Origin of the sequence: Thiomicrorhabdus sp. 6S3-12, assembly GCF_017571475.1 — a bacterium.
Taxonomy (GTDB): Bacteria; Pseudomonadota; Gammaproteobacteria; order Thiomicrospirales; family Thiomicrospiraceae; genus Thiomicrorhabdus.
The window spans coordinates 1-16,899 of the sequence record NZ_JAGETW010000003.1; the positions used below are offsets into that span (position 1 = coordinate 1).

14 protein-coding genes are annotated in these 16,899 nt (G+C 46.2%); 6 read left to right on the forward strand and 8 right to left on the reverse strand.

The annotated features are described in order from the left end of the window. Window positions 1–115 precede the first annotated feature (115 nt). From J3999_RS04315 to J3999_RS04325, 3 genes are read right to left on the reverse strand one after another with little or no spacing between them, the layout of a single operon-like run. Window positions 116–3,907: a YhdP family protein gene (locus J3999_RS04315; RefSeq protein ID WP_208126745.1), complete on the reverse strand. Its 3,792-nt coding sequence runs from the start codon at window positions 3,905–3,907 to the stop codon at window positions 116–118. Between the two features lie 46 nt (window positions 3,908–3,953). After that, on the reverse strand, window positions 3,954–5,423 hold the full coding sequence (rng, locus tag J3999_RS04320; protein WP_208126746.1) for a ribonuclease G: 1,470 nt from the start codon (window positions 5,421–5,423) through the stop codon (window positions 3,954–3,956). Window positions 5,424–5,476: 53 nt separating this feature from the next. Beyond that, a complete protein-coding gene (locus J3999_RS04325) occupies window positions 5,477–6,061 on the reverse strand; it encodes a nucleoside triphosphate pyrophosphatase (protein ID WP_208126747.1) in 585 nt (194 codons plus the stop codon). 116 nt (window positions 6,062–6,177) lie between these two features. Between J3999_RS04325 and J3999_RS04330 the strand changes: the two genes are divergently transcribed. From J3999_RS04330 to J3999_RS04355, 6 genes are all read left to right on the forward strand, one after another. After that, entirely contained in the window at window positions 6,178–6,588 is a 411-nt protein-coding gene (locus J3999_RS04330; RefSeq protein WP_208126748.1) for a hypothetical protein, read from the forward strand. An 80-nt stretch (window positions 6,589–6,668) separates the two neighbouring features. Next, window positions 6,669–7,586, forward strand: a complete 918-nt coding sequence (locus J3999_RS04335; protein WP_208126749.1) for a lysylphosphatidylglycerol synthase domain-containing protein — start codon at window positions 6,669–6,671, stop codon at window positions 7,584–7,586. Further along, window positions 7,567–9,009: a glycosyltransferase family 39 protein gene (locus J3999_RS04340; protein WP_208126750.1), complete on the forward strand. Its 1,443-nt coding sequence runs from the start codon at window positions 7,567–7,569 to the stop codon at window positions 9,007–9,009. The genes J3999_RS04335 and J3999_RS04340 overlap by 20 nt, the downstream gene beginning before the upstream one ends. A gap of 10 nt (window positions 9,010–9,019) precedes the next feature. Then, window positions 9,020–10,006 carry a glycosyltransferase family 2 protein gene (locus J3999_RS04345; protein WP_208126751.1) on the forward strand — a complete coding sequence of 329 codons (987 nt, stop codon included), beginning with the start codon at window positions 9,020–9,022 and terminating at the stop codon, window positions 10,004–10,006. A 25-nt stretch (window positions 10,007–10,031) separates the two neighbouring features. After that, window positions 10,032–11,480 (forward strand): glycosyltransferase family 39 protein, encoded by a 1,449-nt coding sequence (locus J3999_RS04350; protein ID WP_208126752.1) that lies wholly within the window; start codon window positions 10,032–10,034, stop codon window positions 11,478–11,480. Window positions 11,481–11,533: 53 nt separating this feature from the next. Continuing rightward, a complete protein-coding gene (locus tag J3999_RS04355) occupies window positions 11,534–12,148 on the forward strand; it encodes a protein-tyrosine-phosphatase (protein ID WP_208126753.1) in 615 nt (204 codons plus the stop codon). 18 nt (window positions 12,149–12,166) lie between these two features. Here the strand turns inward: J3999_RS04355 and J3999_RS04360 are convergent, their stop codons facing one another. The 5 genes from J3999_RS04360 to J3999_RS04380 all read right to left on the reverse strand — a co-directional run bounded on the left by J3999_RS04360 (window position 12,167) and on the right by J3999_RS04380 (window position 16,758). Further along, window positions 12,167–13,066 carry a glycosyltransferase gene (locus J3999_RS04360; RefSeq protein ID WP_208126754.1) on the reverse strand — a complete coding sequence of 300 codons (900 nt, stop codon included), beginning with the start codon at window positions 13,064–13,066 and terminating at the stop codon, window positions 12,167–12,169. 9 nt (window positions 13,067–13,075) lie between these two features. Further along, on the reverse strand, window positions 13,076–13,777 hold the full coding sequence (locus tag J3999_RS04365) for a putative nucleotide-diphospho-sugar transferase (protein WP_208126755.1): 702 nt from the start codon (window positions 13,775–13,777) through the stop codon (window positions 13,076–13,078). 21 nt (window positions 13,778–13,798) lie between these two features. Continuing rightward, window positions 13,799–14,773, reverse strand: a complete 975-nt coding sequence (locus J3999_RS04370) for a hypothetical protein (protein WP_208126756.1) — start codon at window positions 14,771–14,773, stop codon at window positions 13,799–13,801. Between the two features lie 24 nt (window positions 14,774–14,797). Beyond that, window positions 14,798–15,529, reverse strand: a complete 732-nt coding sequence (locus tag J3999_RS04375; RefSeq protein WP_208126757.1) for a hypothetical protein — start codon at window positions 15,527–15,529, stop codon at window positions 14,798–14,800. 83 nt (window positions 15,530–15,612) lie between these two features. Beyond that, the gene (locus J3999_RS04380) at window positions 15,613–16,758 is read right to left on the reverse strand and encodes a hypothetical protein (RefSeq protein ID WP_208126758.1); all 1,146 of its coding nucleotides are present in this window, start codon (window positions 16,756–16,758) and stop codon (window positions 15,613–15,615) included. Window positions 16,759–16,899 lie beyond the last annotated feature (141 nt).

A 16,899-nucleotide genomic window follows, 5' to 3' on the forward strand; every position in this document is an offset into this window, starting at 1 on the left:
ACTTATCCACATTTACACCTGTTTTGACCCTTAACTTCTCTCTTTCCAAACCCCAAAAACAAAAAAAGCCGCTTAACGATAAGCGGCTTCTTACTTTAAAGTGGACTGGACTAGGCTATTTTTTTGACGCCTTTTCTTTCAGTTCGATTCGAGGCTCTTTCCATGGCCCCGAAATCTCATATTCATAAGTAATCAGGTTTTCGTTAATATCCGGAATTACTTTCATTAATGTATAGACTGCTAAAGCGGTGATCGGATTTGCCATTCCGGCAAGCGCGGCGATTGTCGGCAGTGACGAGCCAACCGAAGGCGTAACATTCGCTCGAAGATCAAATCTTTCTTCATCCAGCAGGATATCACCCTGCATATCTACTTTAGCGGCCGGGGCACTCAATTTAAAAGATTGCAGCTGAAGTCGACTTTCATTAAGCAACCCCTGACCTTTAATATCATCAAAGACCAGTCCTTTATTCGTCACATCATCCAACTGCAGTCGCAAGCGCCTGGCCAGAGAATCTACACTCAGCAACCCTAATAAACGCGCAAACCCGGGCTCAACATCTTTTACCACTCCATCTTCCAATCTAAAATCCATTTTTCCGAACAGATCCTTAATCGAAAAACAATCAACCCCGCCAAACCATGATACTTCGGAATGCAACCAAGCCTCTTTGGCCTTTATCCCCTGACTAATTCCGAGAGTCTTTAAAAGTTCGACGATATTCTTGGACTGCAGATTCAATCGTGCAGCACTCAGATTCTTAACCTGGTCAAACCGGTAATTACCACTAATCTGCCCGGCATTATTATGCATTTGTGCCTGCAGATTCTTAGCCTCATATCCCTCTGCTATCGGCACAACATCAAAACCGAGCTGGTCAAATAAATATTCACCAAAATGCACATTGCGCGCATTGAACTTCAACTCAGGATAATCAACATCACTTGTTTCGAGCGGACAGATATCGCTACTGCCTTGTGCAAAGGCATTTTCGGACTTCGACTTTAAATACAGTTTATCCGCGGTAACTTCAATTACCCCCTCTTCAGGAATCAAAACTGCAGCATCAACCTCATCGCTCTGCAAGGTAATCTTATCTAAATTAGCATCCAGACTCTGAACGACAACTCGGGCATTATTAAACTGCTGCTCTTTATAATTAAGTGCTTTAACAAAAAACTCCGTATTCTGCCATTCAATCTCGTCAAGCGGATTCTTCTCTTGCCCTGAATCCGGAATTCCTTCCCACAAACGCCACCAAGCAAAGGCATCCAAACTCTTCAGTTGTCCACGAACAAATGAATCCCGACCTCCCCAGTCACGCTGAGCGTCAACCATATCGCCGACATACCCCTGTAGCTTAAGAAACTTCTCTTTATCCAAGCTCCAGATAAAATCCGCTTGCACAATATCCCGAGAGATAAGATTGGCAGACAGCAACTGATCGTCAATTTGCCCCGTCAACTCCAAGGGTCGAATAATATCCTTAGTGGAAAACGGTTGCGGCATTTTGCTTTCGGCCTGGTTTACAAACACATTTCCGCTGAATTGAACCGGCCGCCCAGATTCGTCGGTCGGCACGGAAAAACGCAACTGATATGGGATCGGTTTAGAAAAATAAGGTTCGCTCCGGTACTGGCTTTCACCCGCCAAATCGAAAACCAGCTGCTTACGCTTCTGATCCGTTTCAATTCCCAATACGGCCGGACTTTCATACACAGTGAGCTTGACATTTTTTGCGCTCAACGCCTTTTCGCTAAACTCCAGTGTCCCTCTAACCCTCTGCAACTCAGGAAGATCGGGAAGATCAAGTCGCGCGTTTTTTAAATGCAAACGACCACTAACCTGTTCATCCTTTCGCCCATGTCCAAAAAGAGGTATCCAGATCCTTTTTAATTCAAGTGCCGCTGCCCCTTGCAGCTTCTCCGGCTGCTGCAGATAACTTTGCAACCCTAGCTTCTCGGGCAAAGGCGTTTTCTTGGCAAACGCAGCCATTTCTGTCAGAGAAGTCGAAACGGTTCCGGAAACCTGCAAACCGATATCGTCTTCAGTGACATCGCTAATAACTGCTTTGGCCTTGATTGGTGCGGAAACGCCGGCAAAACCAACCGCCTTGCTTTCAAAAGCGATACGGTTATCTTTGAATTCAAATGTCAGATCGGTGTTGGCGACAGCCGGCCATTTCGAATTAAATTCAAATTGTGCATTTTCGATCACACCATGCAAACGCAACCCTTTCAAATACTCTGCCAAAGGCGTCTGCCCAGCAGAATCGACCTCTTGCGGCGAAGATTGATAAACCACCTTGACGGCAGTTTTCCCACCTTTAATATCCGCATCTTCGAGCCATTTATTCAGCGACGCCCCCATCAACTTATGCGGAAGGTAGGGCAAAATCTGCTCGGCCTCATCGACGGTCAGCGAAGCCTCGATATCCCACTCCCCTTGCTGATAACGGAAGCGTTCCAGTTTAAGATCGAAGTCGTTAAGCTGAAAATCAAAAGGATCAAAGTCATACTGCTGATCGACATAGTGCGACTGGACTGCGGGCGGCAGACTGACTCGCATCGGAAGCGGGTAGATCTTAGGCTCCAACACCCAGACGGGTTCTGTTGTTTCCAACCTGAACTGCTTATCGAATTTGACTAGCGTAACATCCTGAGCGGCAACACCGGGAAACTCCGTTAACGGAATACCAAGCCTGGCGAGATGCATTTTCAACATAGGCACATCCAGTGTCCGCCAGTTCAGCCGTAATGCAAAATCCGAAACCTGCAACTCAACCGCTTTACTTAACAGGTCGCTCAAGTAACGGGTTTCAACAAATACCCGCAACATCTCTTTAAACGGCTGAATATCGAATTTTTCCGCGCTTAGCACCAATTCCTTTTCATTGGCGACCGTCAACTTAATCGGAGACAAGGTTTCGACAAACTGATTATCCAACTGCACCTTGGTCAAATGAAAATTTGCCAAGTTTTTTCCCAGCACTTGATCCAACGCCGGGTTCCAACTCAGCTCCAAGCCGACACTTTTCGGCAAGACCTCGTTGTTTTCCCGCCAATCGAGCGCCTGAGCATTCAAATGCACGACCGAGTGGCTCACTTTGGAATCTTTGAAATCTGTTTGCCAATCAAGAAGTACTTCGCCCTTAGGAAGCACTTCGACCCACTTTGAAGGCAGCAACGCAGCCAGACGCTTTACGCTTAAGGGCTGATAAGAAATAACGCGAACGGAACCGTGACTCAAGCCCCCCCATGAGTTCGGCGTAAAAGCCAGGTTCGTACTGAAACGCTCGAAATTCAACGCTTCTTTATAACGAACGGAAAACTCAGCGACGAGGTTGATTTGACTCGCCTTAACCAGATCCAGCCTATCAATTTGAATCACACTCGTCGCGGAATTCAAAAAGCCGTTCATAATCAAAGAATCGACGGAAACCTTCTGCCACATCCGTTTGGTAAATTTTTGCGAGCGTAAAAAGTCCATCGCCCCCTGATAGGCTGACGACAGCTCGGCAATATCCGGCACATTGGCGACAACCGGTTCATCTTGAGGCTGAAGATTTCGAACACTGAGCTGTTCGAATCGAAGGGAGTCCCCGAAGCTCAGAACGGGAATCATAGGAGCAAAAATATTGATGTCGCCGACGATTTTATCGGCCTGGAGGTCAAACTGTTGGTTCGATAGACTGACTCCCTGAAGATTGAACCTAGCACCAAGCCAGGTCTGCTCCAACTCGATTGTCGAAAGCTCAACCTGCCAGCCGGTTATGTTTTTGAAGAAGGAAAGACTTTGTTGCGGATAGGACTGCAAACCGATAATAAACAGACGCATAATCAGCAAGTAGGCGACAAACAGGCCCAGCATGACTTCCAAAAACAGATGCGTCCTTTTAATTAACATTCGCCCACCAAATCCGAAATACGTTAAATTCGAAATACGTTAAATTCTAGATCATCACCACATCATATTGTTCTGCCGTATAGGCACTCTCGGCCTGAAAGCGGATACTCTTATCCAAAAACGCTTCCAACTCGGCAACGCTGCTCGATTCCTCGTCCATAATTCGCGAAACCACCGATTCAGCGGCAATAACCCGATATTGTTTGGCTTCAAAAGAACGTGCCATACGGGTAATTTCGCGGAATATTTCATAAGCAACGGTCTCCGCCGTTTTCACCGAACCGCGTCCACTACAGACTGGACAAGCTTCACACAAAGTACGTTCCAGACTCTCTCGGGTTCGCTTACGCGTCATCTCAACTAATCCCAAACTGGAGATACTACTGATCGAGGTCTTCACCCGATCTCGGCTGAGTTCTTTATCCAGAGCGGATAACACATGATCCTGATGCGTTTTATCTTCCATGTCGATAAAGTCGAGAATAATGATTCCGCCCAGATTACGCAAGCGCAGTTGACGGGCAATTGCCTGAGTTGCTTCCAGATTCGTACGATAAATGGTTTCTTCAAGGTTACGGTGGCCGACAAAAGCCCCGGTATTGACGTCAATCGTCGTCATCGCTTCCGTCTGATCGATAATCAGATAACCGCCGGACTTGAGGTTGACACGCTTATGCAAGGCCGCCTGAATCTCTTCTTCGATATTGTATAGATCGAAAATCGGCCGCTCTCCCTGATACAGTCCGAGACGATCCGCCAGCTCCATGACATACTGATCGACAAAGTGCTGCATCTTTTTATAGGTTTCGGTAGAGTCTACGCGAATCTTCTCGATCCGCTCGATCGGAATATCCCTGAGAATTCGCAGGTACAGCGGCAGATCCTCATAAATCACCGCCGGCTTGCGCGAGGTTCGCGCCTTTTCCTGAATGCCTGACCATAATCGTTGAAGATAGATCATATCGGCACGCATTTCATGGAAATCAACCCCTTCGGCAACCGTTCTGACAATATACCCCCCTTCGGCATCGGAATATTCGGGTATCTGCTTAACCATTTCTCTTAAACGTTCACGTTCTTCGTTGGAATCGATTTTTTGCGACACCCCCAAGGTTTTTTCGGTCGGCATATAGACCAGCATGCGCGACGGAATCGTTACCTGCATGGTCACGCGCGCCCCTTTAGTCCCTAAAGGATCTTTGACCACCTGCACCATGATTTTCTGACCGCAACGTAGTAACTTGGCGATATCGTCACACTGCTCATCATCCGACCCGATGGCTTTATGACAGACATCCGACACATGTAAAAAAGCCGCTCGCTCAAGCCCGATATTTACAAAGGCGGCCTGCATGCCCGGCAAAACACGGTCTACCTTACCCATATAGATATTGCCGACCAGACCGCGCTTGTTGGAACGCTCAACCCAGACCTCTTGCAGCACACCATTCTCCACCCAGGCAACTCGGGTTTCGTTTGGAGTGACATTGACAAGAATTTTTTCTTCGTTATGCATGAATCTGGCCTTTAATCGGTTAGTCAGTTATCTAAATTTTGTAGCGTGATGATTTATACGGGATCGTAAAATCCCATTTTCTGTAAAATTCGGTTCAGCTCGTAAATCGGCAACCCCATGACTCCATAGTAGCTGCCATTAATCGCCGCAATCCATTTCGCCGCCTCACCCTGTATCGCGTAAGCCCCGGCTTTATCCAGAGGCTCGCCGCTAGCGACATAATCTTTAATTTCGATATCTGCGAGCTCGGAAAAAACTACATCGGTAATATTGAGCTCCACTTCCAACACGCCTTTATGCCACACTGCCACCGAAGAATATACTTGATGAGTCCTGCCCGACAATGCCCTCAGCATTCGCTGGGCATCAGAAGGATCTTCAGGCTTGCCGATGATTTCTCCATCCATCACGATAGCCGTATCCCCCGCGATAACCCAGAAAGCATCATTCCTAAGCTGTTGGGCACCTTTCTGCACTTTTTCTCGTGCCATGCGCGTGACAAACTGCGCAGCATCTTCTGTCTCAAACGGAGTTTCATCAATCGGGGCGTCCAGTACCGAGAATGCAACGCCCATCTGTGCAAGCAGCTCCTGGCGCCGCGGCGAAGACGACGCTAAAAATACCGTTTTCGAGTTCATACAGATTAATTAAGGGTCTAGTGAATTTTAGTAACTCATTCTACCGTGACATTTTGTAAAATGGGCGAATTGCACACGACTTATTCACCATTGCACAGGCAACCAGAGACGAATATATGAATTTAGACCAGATCGTGGATGATCACAGTCCGGAAAATCTTGAAAACCTTTTTCAGGCCAAACACATTGCGGAACGCCCCTTCTACTCGATTTTGGTAAAAGAAACGACCATTCCCTGGATTCTGTTCATCCCCAAAGGCTGCTTGGATAACAACGATGTTGTATTAAACCTATATCCTCAGCTGCATAAACTTGCAGCGGCTCTGCAGGAGCAAGGTTACGGCCACTATAATATCGCTAAAATCGGCAATAAAAATAAATGGCTGCACTTGCACCTGGTATTCCGCTCTGAAGAGGATGAAGCCTGGCCGGATCCTATCTGGTGTCATGAGCCGTTGACTTCAAACCCGGATCAGGCCGAAACGCTGGGCAAGCAGATTCAGCATTTTCTGCACAACAACATTTAAGTAACTCAGTTAAATGAAAACAACCTCGTGATGCAATTTCACATTCAGTTCGTTATCGCCACACGATGTGACTCGCTAAAATGACAACAAAAAAAACACTACTACTCAGTCTTAGCCTTCTGGTCTCCGCAGGACTCATCTGGGCAATCGATTACTTTTTAGGCTGGTCAAAACTTGTTGCGCCCTGGGCCTCTCTTTCCGCATTCGATGCTCTGCTGGCGCTCTCTCTGCTGATTTCCAGCTATGCGATTAGAGCGACGCGCATTTACCAGCACTTTTATATGCACGGCATTAGAGATTTCCTGATTTCCGCCCGCCTGATGGTTCTGCACAATTTCTGGAACAACCTTCTCCCGATGCGTTCCGGTGAAGCGTCTTTTCCACTACTGATGAAAACGAATTTCGGAATGCCGGTATCTACTTCTGTCCCGGCGTTACTCTGGATGCGCCTGATGGATTTACAAGTCCTGCTTCTGATTGCATTACTGACCCTCGGATCCATCTGGCTTTCCATCGGTTGGATTATAGCGTTCGCCATCGCCGGGCTAAGTGCACCGTTTATGCTTTTTTGGGTGTACCATCACTGGCTGAGAAAGCGACAAGACCTTCCTCCGATACTGATTAAAATTTTTGCCGGACTCCCGGACAGTATCCGCCATATTGGCTGGGGGCTTTTCTGGACAGTCTTCAACTGGCTCATCAAAATTGCCGTTTTAGCCTGGGTTTTGAGCTGGTTTATCCAACTCCCCATACAGCAGCTTTTAATGGGAGTCATTGGCGGTGAATTCAGTAGCGTCCTGCCCATTCACGGTGTTGCAGGAATGGGGTCCTATGAAGCAGGCGTTATCATCGGTTTCGGCGACGGCTTTACCCAGCTTGATGATTTACTGGTTGCCGCCGTCAACTTGCATCTCATATTATTCGGTAGCAGCTTGTTAGCCGCTGCATTGGTTTATCTAATATTCCCTAGCAAGAAAAATGAAAACGCTCAAAAATAATTTCGGTTCGGACACTACAAGCAAACTGTTTTTACTCAGTCTGATTTATTTCTCGTTCAACGCCGTCACACAATATTTAATTTCCGGCGTCGCTGACAAAGATCAGGCCGAACAGTTACTTTTTGCCCAAGACTTTTTATTAGGCTACGGGCCCCAGCCCCCGCTCTATTCATGGATCGCGTTTGCTTTATTCCAGGTTTTCGGAGAAAAGCTGATTGTTCTGCTGCTAATGAAAGCGACGCTATTCAGCCTCTTTATTCTGGCTTTGCTCAAAACAGGCGAACAGTTAGGATTTGACGACAGGAAACAGGTTATTGCCGTCATCGGCGTATTAATGATCCCGTTTTTTCTGTGGGAGTCGCAAAGAGATCTGTCCCACTCGGTTTTAGCATCGGTCATTGCTGCCTGGTTACTTTTTTGGGTCCTAAAAGCGATGCACAATCCTTCATCGCTTCAAAGTTACGTCATGATCGGTCTTTTATCCGGCCTTGGTCTTATCTCGAAGTACAACCTTATCCTGTTAATTACGGCATCCGTACTTGCCCTGCTAATGCACAGGGAATCGCGCCAAGTTATCTTGAACCGCAACCTGATTGTCGCTATCTTTATCTCTCTCCTGATCATAGCGCCGCATCTATTATGGGTATTGCAAAATCTGGAGTTCGCCACTAAAAGCGCATCAAAACTGGACATGGGCAGCAGTGTTTTCGACGGCGTATATCAGGCAGCCTATCTTTTCCAGCATTTTCTAAATCCGCTCTGGATACTGGCCCTACTGATACTCCCTTATCACTTGAAAACCTATAAAGCGAAATTAACGACCGAAAGCCGCTTTTTGCTTATCCTCTTGCTGATGATCGTTATTATTGTGCTGGCCTTCGTTATTGGCACGAGCGCATCGGAGTTCAATGACCGCTGGTATATGCCGTTACTGTTCTTTGTCCCTTTAATCATCGCGCATTTTTCGCAGAAACGATTCAATAAGTCGTTTATCGGAATAGGCATTTTCTTCATTGTCGTTGCGGCCTTACTGTTACCGGGCAGAACAATTATCAGCCAACACATTGAGTTAAAATACGATCGTTCGGTGTACCCCTATAAAGCGCACTTTTCCAGCTGGGGCATCACAGCGCCGGATCTGGTCATTGCCGATACAAAATTTACAGCCGGCAACCTTAAAGAATACTTTCAATCCAGCAAAACAGTGACTTACTTAAGCCATCGCACCCCTTCACACATCAAAGGATCGCAACGGGTGTTAATTGTGTGCACAACCTCTTGCTCGGATGCTTTCCGAAACTATGTCGATGGTTACTTTGAAAAGCCCATAAAATGGCACGAGCAATTGAATACCTCGACCCAATACTTTGATTTAGATAAAACACGCCCATTTGTCTTAAAATGGGCCCTGATTAAACTTTAAGGACTCCGCCATGATGGAACATAAACTTTCGATTGTAATCCCGATGTATAACGAGGAAGACAATGTTGAACCTATGATTGAAGCCGTTACCGCCGCCATGAGCGACTATCCTAACGACTGGGAGTTGATTGTTGCCAATGACGGCAGTGTCGATCGAACCGCAAACTATCTGGCGGAACAGGCTGAGAAGATCGGCGATCGCATCAAGGTAATCAACCTGCAACGCAACTACGGTCAGACCGCCGCCATGCAGGCCGGTATCGATGCCGCATCGGGCGAGATTATCGCCACGCTGGACGGCGATCTGCAAAACGACCCTAAAGACATTCCAAGAATGGTTCAACGCTTGATCGACGAAGACCTGGATCTGGTTGCCGGCTGGCGTAAAGACCGAAAGGACGCTCTGGTTCTGAGAAAAATCCCTTCGCGCATCGCGAACAAGCTGATCGCCAAAATCACCGGCGTCACTCTGAACGATTACGGCTGCAGCCTGAAAGTCTACCGAGCGTCAATTATCAAAAATATCGCTCTGTATGGCGAAATGCATCGCTTTATTCCAGCGTGGATGGCGACTGAAACACTGCCGACCAAGATCAAAGAAGAAGTTGTCACCCACCATGCGAGACAGCACGGCGAATCCAAATACGGCATTACCCGTACTTTCCGTGTTTTGATCGATCTGCTGTCGGTCTTCTTCTTTATGAAATTCCGCGCCCGTCCGGCGCACTTTTTCGGCCAAATCGGTCTGGGATTCGGCGCCATCGGCTCGATCGGGCTGGCTTACCTTCTTATTCTCAAACTGATGGGCGAAGATATCGGAACCCGCCCTCTATTGACTATCTCAGTACTGTTTATGGTGATGTCCGTACAGTTCCTGCTTACTGGTGTTTTAGGCGAAATGATCTCCAGAACCTATTACTCCTCGGCGGACAGACGTCATTACACGGTAAGAGATACCAAGAATCTGGATGATAGCGACTTTAATAAAAGCAAATAGCACTCTTCAATAAAGGCTAGAACCGATGCAGAATCAACTGGACTTAAAAGCCAAAATCACTCTATTGGCTTTTCTGTTTTTCACAATCAACCAAATTACGCAATACCTGGTTTCGGGTACTGCCGATTACGATCAAGCGGAACAGCTTCTGGCCAGTCAATATTTGCTGCTGGGATATGGCCCGCAACCGCCGCTATACAGCTGGTTGATCTATCCGGTGGCACAAGTTTTCGGCCCAAGCTTGTTTGCAACCGGAGCCATCAAGGTAGGTATTCTGACCTTGATGGTATGGACGATTCTGCAGATCGGCGAATTCTTCAAACTGTCCTCCAAGCAGCTTGTCGTTGCCGTCATTGCGATGGCATTGATCCCGCAATATGTCTTTGAGTCACAGCGTGATTTAAGCCACTCTTCGCTGTCGGGGCTAATGGCACTGCTTATTCTATGGCAAACGCTACGCGTCACCCGTGACGCCAGCCTGACAAACTATCTGCTTCTCGGAATTGCCGTCGGACTCGGTATGATGAGCAAATACAATATCGTGCTGTTTGTCTCGGCACTGATTCTGACTATTTTGCTTTCCAAGCACAGAGCAATACTGTTTAACAAATACCTGATCGTCAGCATTTTGGCCGCCCTTGTAGTTTTCCTTCCACACGCTCTCTGGATGCTCGACCACTTGCAGGCAGCCACCTCCGGCACCAATAAACTGCAAATGGGCGAATCCTCGGGACTGATACAAAGTCTCGGCGCAACACTGATGGCCGGCTTGGTATTCCTGTCCCCGTTATGGCTTTTCGCATTAACCCTTTTGATCAATAAAAAAGATCAGGGGGAAAACCTGATTGAGAAAGATGATAAAAACCTGCTTTTGACTTTATTCTTCTTTGTCTGGCTGATTCTCATCATCTTTGTCATTGCCTCCGGCGCTCAGCATGTTAAAGACCGCTGGTTCCATCCTCTCTTGCCGTTTGTACCGATTCTGCTAGCCATGACGATCAACCCATCGGATCGCGCCTATAAAACCTTTAGGAACATCGGTATCTTCTTTTTGGCGGTAATGATGTTTGTGCTGCCAATGCGAACGCCTCTGGCACAATACACGGAAAAAGTCAGTCGACCGAATCTGCCATTCCCCGAACAACTGACTCACATAAAAAGCCAGCTTGAAACTGAACCGGCAGTTGTCTTTGCCGACAGCTATGTTCTGGCCGGAAACCTGCGCATCTATTTCCCTGATGCCGCAATCAGCAATGGGAGCAAATACGTCGATATGGTTAACCATAAAGGCACGCTACTACTGGTCTGCGAATCTGAAAACTGCAAAGAAAACCGCTTTGCCGACTGGCTGCAGAAACGAAATATCGATGTGACAAAATTGACCTACAAATCTCACACGACCGAATACAAATTTCTTCCGGGCATAAAACACACAATCTACTGGACGACATTAGAAGGCAACTGGAAAAACTGATGCATAAATACCATCTCAAAACGCTCGGGAACAGAATAAAAGCTTACTTAAGTATGTACTTTACCGACCACGGCTTTTTAAGAGCGATGACATTTTTCAATAAATACTGGATTGATAATCAAGCCTTGCGCATGTCACAACCTTCGCCGGCTGAAATCCGCAATCTGTCCAAGAAAGGCATCAAAACCATCCTCAACCTGAGAGGCAAGAACCCATACGGCTCCTACCCTCTGGAAATTGAGGCCTGCAAAAAATATGGCGTTAAGATGATTGATATTCAGGGCATCTACTCTCGAGATCTGCCGACCAAGGACGTGATCAGAAACCTCAAGCACATCTTCGATACAGCAGAGTATCCGCTCGCACTTCATTGCAAGTCCGGTGCAGACCGCGCAGGAATTGTTTCGACGTTTTACCAGATAATGGTTCAGAACAAACCGGTTGAAGATGCGGTAAAACAGCTCAGCTTAAAATATGGCCATATAAAGCAATCAAAAACCGGTATGCTTGACCACCTGTTTGCAACCTATCAGAAAGATATCGACCAGGAACCGATGGATTTTATGGAATGGGTTGAAACCAAATACGATCGAAACCGGACGAAACAAAATTTCAGTGACAGCTGGTGGGCGAGTACCCTTGTAGACAAGCTGCTCAGACGAGAATAACCTCTTCGGAAGGCAGAATTACTCTCGCTCCGGTTTCATTAAACCGGTCGATACACCGAATTTGATGTATCCCTTATAGATATTCAAGAAATACAAAACCAGACAGGCAACCGAGGCTTCGTTAAAACTCAAGTCTTTGCGTGTAAACAGCAAACGGATATATTTTATTACCGGCGGAATCAGACTTCTGAAAAGAGAAAATACTTTCAGCCTTCTGCGGCCGTCTTTCATGAACACCGAACCGCCGGCAACCCGCTTCGCTTTCTTGAAAATTGCCTGTAATGAACTTCTCGCCGGATGTTTAACCATAGCGCCCTCGGAATAAACGATATTAACGCCTTTCTTGGTCGCTCTGCGACTCCATTCGGTATCGCCACCGGAAACCATTGTTGAGTTAAATTCTCCGACATAATCAAAGGCGCCTCTGCGCACAACAAGATTCGCAGTAGCCGTCAAACCTCTCTTGGCACTTTTTTTCTGATCGAACATAAAGGCTTTTTCATATTTCTCAGCCGCCGTCAGCTTTTGATCATCAAGATAGAATAATTCCACCCTACCTGCGACCCGATCCGCGCCCGCTTCAATCGCTTCAACCGAAGCTTCAAGCCATTTTTCACTCGGTATGCAATCCGAGTCGGTAAATGCAAGAACTGATTCCGCGTCTGTCGCAAGCGCATTCGCAACGCCTTTATTACGCGCTGCATAAGAGCCAACTTTCGATTCAACCAAAACCTTGAAGTTCTCTGGAAGATTCCATTCCGGAACAGGGTTCTGGGGATCATTATTGACGGCAATAACCTCAAACAAATCGGACGGATAACTCTGTTTCTGCAAAGCGTCAAAACAGAGTTTTAAGCGATCCCAGTCGCGGTAAGTTGGAATAATTACGGTAACAAACCTGGCCACATCTCTGCTCACAATCATTACCTACCTGAAACTTTCGAATTTAAGGGTTAAACCAACCGAATTAGCCAATTCCTCGACATATTTTCGTCTCTTGAGAATCTTTCGATAAGAAACATTGAAGATTGGAATCAGTTTAAAAAAGCGTTCGACAACATTTTTTCGATTAATTACCTTCTCGAACCTCCGATCACGGCTTGCTTGAAGATGTTCAATAACCGTCTTCCCCTCTTTGGTACTGGAGTCGAAAATTTGCGTGTATTCCTCACCGAGCAAATAAATACTCAGCCCCGCATCTTTTTTCATTCTCTCCACTGCTCTCTGTAGAGTCTTCTGATCCCAGTCATCCGGGTGTTCGCTTTGCTCTTTCAACCAATAATTAATCAGTTGCTTTGCTCTCTCGGAGTTATTGAAAAACAATGTCCCGGATAACAACTCTTCGCCTTTAAACAGGTGAAAAGCAACATCTTCCTCAATTGCGGAGAAAAAAGGGGTGATATCCTCGTGAACAAAGGCGTCTACATCAACATATAAAACCGGGCAATCAAACTCATCCATCACGCCTTTGATAAAGGAAGGCTTAAGCGCGATGATATTCTGCCATTCATCCTGAGAATATTTTTGCAGATAGGGCTCTATCCCAAACCGCTCCAAAGAGGCTTTAAACAGCTTTGCATGCTCAGAATAGAGTGGATCATCGGTATAAAACCCAACAACTTTTAACACTGCACAACTCCTTTTCTCATTTTACAAAGCCTTAATAGACTGTTCCGTATTAATAAGTTGGTCACGTAACTCATACAACTCTTCCAAAACATAATCTTTGCCTTCCAGAAGCTGCAGAGCTTCGGCATTATTTTTACCTATTCCGATATTCTTTCGAGAAACGGATAGATCAAAGGAAGATTGTCTACGCGGCGATTGCTCAACGTCCAAGAAATGCAGCAACTCACGCGTTACAAAATCATGGCTGTTAATAAAGTCCTCGAATGAGAAAACAATCAGATTATCTCTGGTATATTCTTTTGCCATTCTTAAACGGGCCAGATAGTTATTTTTGGCAATATGCAGGAAACGATCAGCAGGATGCATTTCCTCAGTCCCTTTGAAAGGACGGGAGCCGGTAATCGTACTTCTGGTCATTAAGTGCTCTTTTTTGGTCACGATATCGGACCATTGGTCGAGTGGATCCCGATGAACAAAAATCAATTTGTAGGGATTAAACAGTTCCGGCCAAACCTTGGAATGAAGATCAAACGTTTCATCATAGAAAAAAGGGTTTTGAAAGAGCAACACCTTCCTTTTCTGATCACTCGGATAAAGCTCCGCCAGTGAAGCCAACCACTTTCTCCACAGATCGAACTCGTCAAAAACTGCGCCGCTTTTTAAAAGCGCCTGATGCTCAAGCAAAGTCGTCTTTAGGCCTCGATGGAATTCGTACAGGTTTTTATATTCCAAATCCCTTTTTCGCGTGAAAAGCAGGCCGCGAACTTTTCTTTTAAACCCTCTCAGCATTCCCTTGTTACACTGTGCGGAGAGTGCTTTAATCAGCCGCTCTTTTCGTTCAGAATCCTGTTCCGCAAGCAGATCTAAAACGCCACCTGGCGCACGGGTTATATTAAACTCACCTTGGATTCGCGCCACCTGATCAATACTATCCAGCCATTCGACAATGGCTCCGTTGCCTACATTCCAACCGCCGATATTGATTACATTGATCATCTTTTCACTACGCCGTTAAGTCTTTTAAAGTAATGGGAAACGTCGGTTCAGTCTTTCAATGGTCAAATCGTTCTGATTTTCGGATTGAAGATTATTCGCGGTCCGCCAAAGCGACTGTGCCTGAGTTCCTTTCCAGGTAACATATTTCTTAGCCTGACCTATTTTTCGAACCTGATAACCATTGATTCTGATCATCCAGTAGAACCAAAGGTCATCGGAATATGGTGCAAGAGACATATAGTCTTCCGTCAGAACACGCTCATCCATACACTGAGGCGAGTAAAGCACGCCCCCAACACCGGTGAACAAAATCTTATCGGATGCCGAACCGCCACCAATATTGAAATCCCACTCAATATAAGGCTTGACCCGCCCATCCGCATCAAATGTCATTCGATTAGCTCTGTAACAGAGGATTTCTTTTGCCTCAGGCTGATATTCTCGCTCAAACCCCAGCAACAGATCCCGAGGGTAATAGACATCATCGTCAACGGTAACATGAAACGCATCCGGAAATTCATTCAGTGCCGGAATCAGTTTTTTGTAAGAACGGATATCTTTTTCGACTGCTTTGATTGTCAGGCCGTCCTTTTTCAACACCAATACCGATTGCGGTAATTGCTCAATATCCTCGGCATACAACCACAGCACGACTTCGTCCGGTTTGACTCTCTGCAGTAGCAGCGTCTTAAGCGTGAGGTGCAAAGTCTTGAATCGTGGAGGGAAAGACGTCAGGTTAATGATCACTGGCTTCACAAAACGATGTTCTCGATCTGCAAGCAAAGATCGAAAAAACCACTGAATTTGAACCAATAAAACGTAAAACAACCTTTTTAACATCAAACTGATCCTTCAGCTTTATCGTTTGCCAATTTGGCCATCATATCTTGCTTGAGAATACGCATCCATAAGGCACGAAAATGTATTTCTTCCAGCTCATCAAACCGGCGCCAATCGCCTGGAATGTAATAAACTTCATCTAGGAAACGGAAAAATGCCTCCTTAGCTGCTGTATCAAAAGGCAACGTAACCGCAGAATCAATCGCCGATTTTAATGTCAACGGGTTTGTGGCAACGAAACTCAGTCCTTCAATACCGTACAACGCATTGCCAACGACGACGACATTCTTATTCATTTGCAATGCTTCAAGCCCAACCGTTGAGTTAATGGTCACTACCGCTGATGCATCTTTAATATAGGTCGCTACATCGCCGCTGCCGACGAACTCAAATCCATTATGCTGAAAATCCTTGCTTGAGGTTCTCGCCTTAGGGTGCTCTTTAACCAATACCTTCCAGCCTTTTTCGATATAGGGGCGAAAAGCCTCGGCAACCGCTTCCAACAAAGCAATATTGCTCTTTACCCATGTTGTTTGCAACACAACCTGAGTATCTGACTCGACTTGCAAAGGAACAAAAATATATGACTGAGAAGCATTTTCTATTGCCTTCGGTTCTTCACTTACCGGGCTCTTCGAGTTATCCGAAGCATACTGCAAATAAAAATCGATATTTCTCGGCAGGCTATTCCAGGCATTCACGCCCTTATTATCCGCCGTGGTCGTATCCGGCAAACCGCCGTTTTCGAAATAGGTGATCTGCATAGCGCAATCCATAGCGGCTTTAGCTATCGTGGAATAAGGCGGTTTCTGACCGTTCCATATACCCAAAGCATCGCACTGCTGTTGCATGAAAAGACTTTTGAAATAATAATACCGAACGGTTTCCACATAGGCGTCTATAGCGCGGAGCAACGCAGACAGTGGTTTGAACTTATGCAGGGCCGGATAATTAATGACTTGGCGGCGGGCATGAATCTCTTCAAAGCCAAGTCTCTTAGGAAAATGAAACAGGCTTTTCAGTAAAGTGAAATCAAGCCTGATCCCCGGAATAACACTCGCTTCACATTCCTTCGGCGCGCTGTCGGCCAGTAAAGTAAAATAACGTTTTCTTTTTCTGGAAAGACTGACAAAACAAATCTTCACGGATGACCGACCCCAAATTAAACAAACGGCAAGAGTATTCCGCAGTAAACTACTGAAAACTTGTTAGTATAAACCATTTGCCACACTTAACAGCATGGATTACTCTTGGCGTCGCCCATAATAACAGGCGCTTTAAGAAAC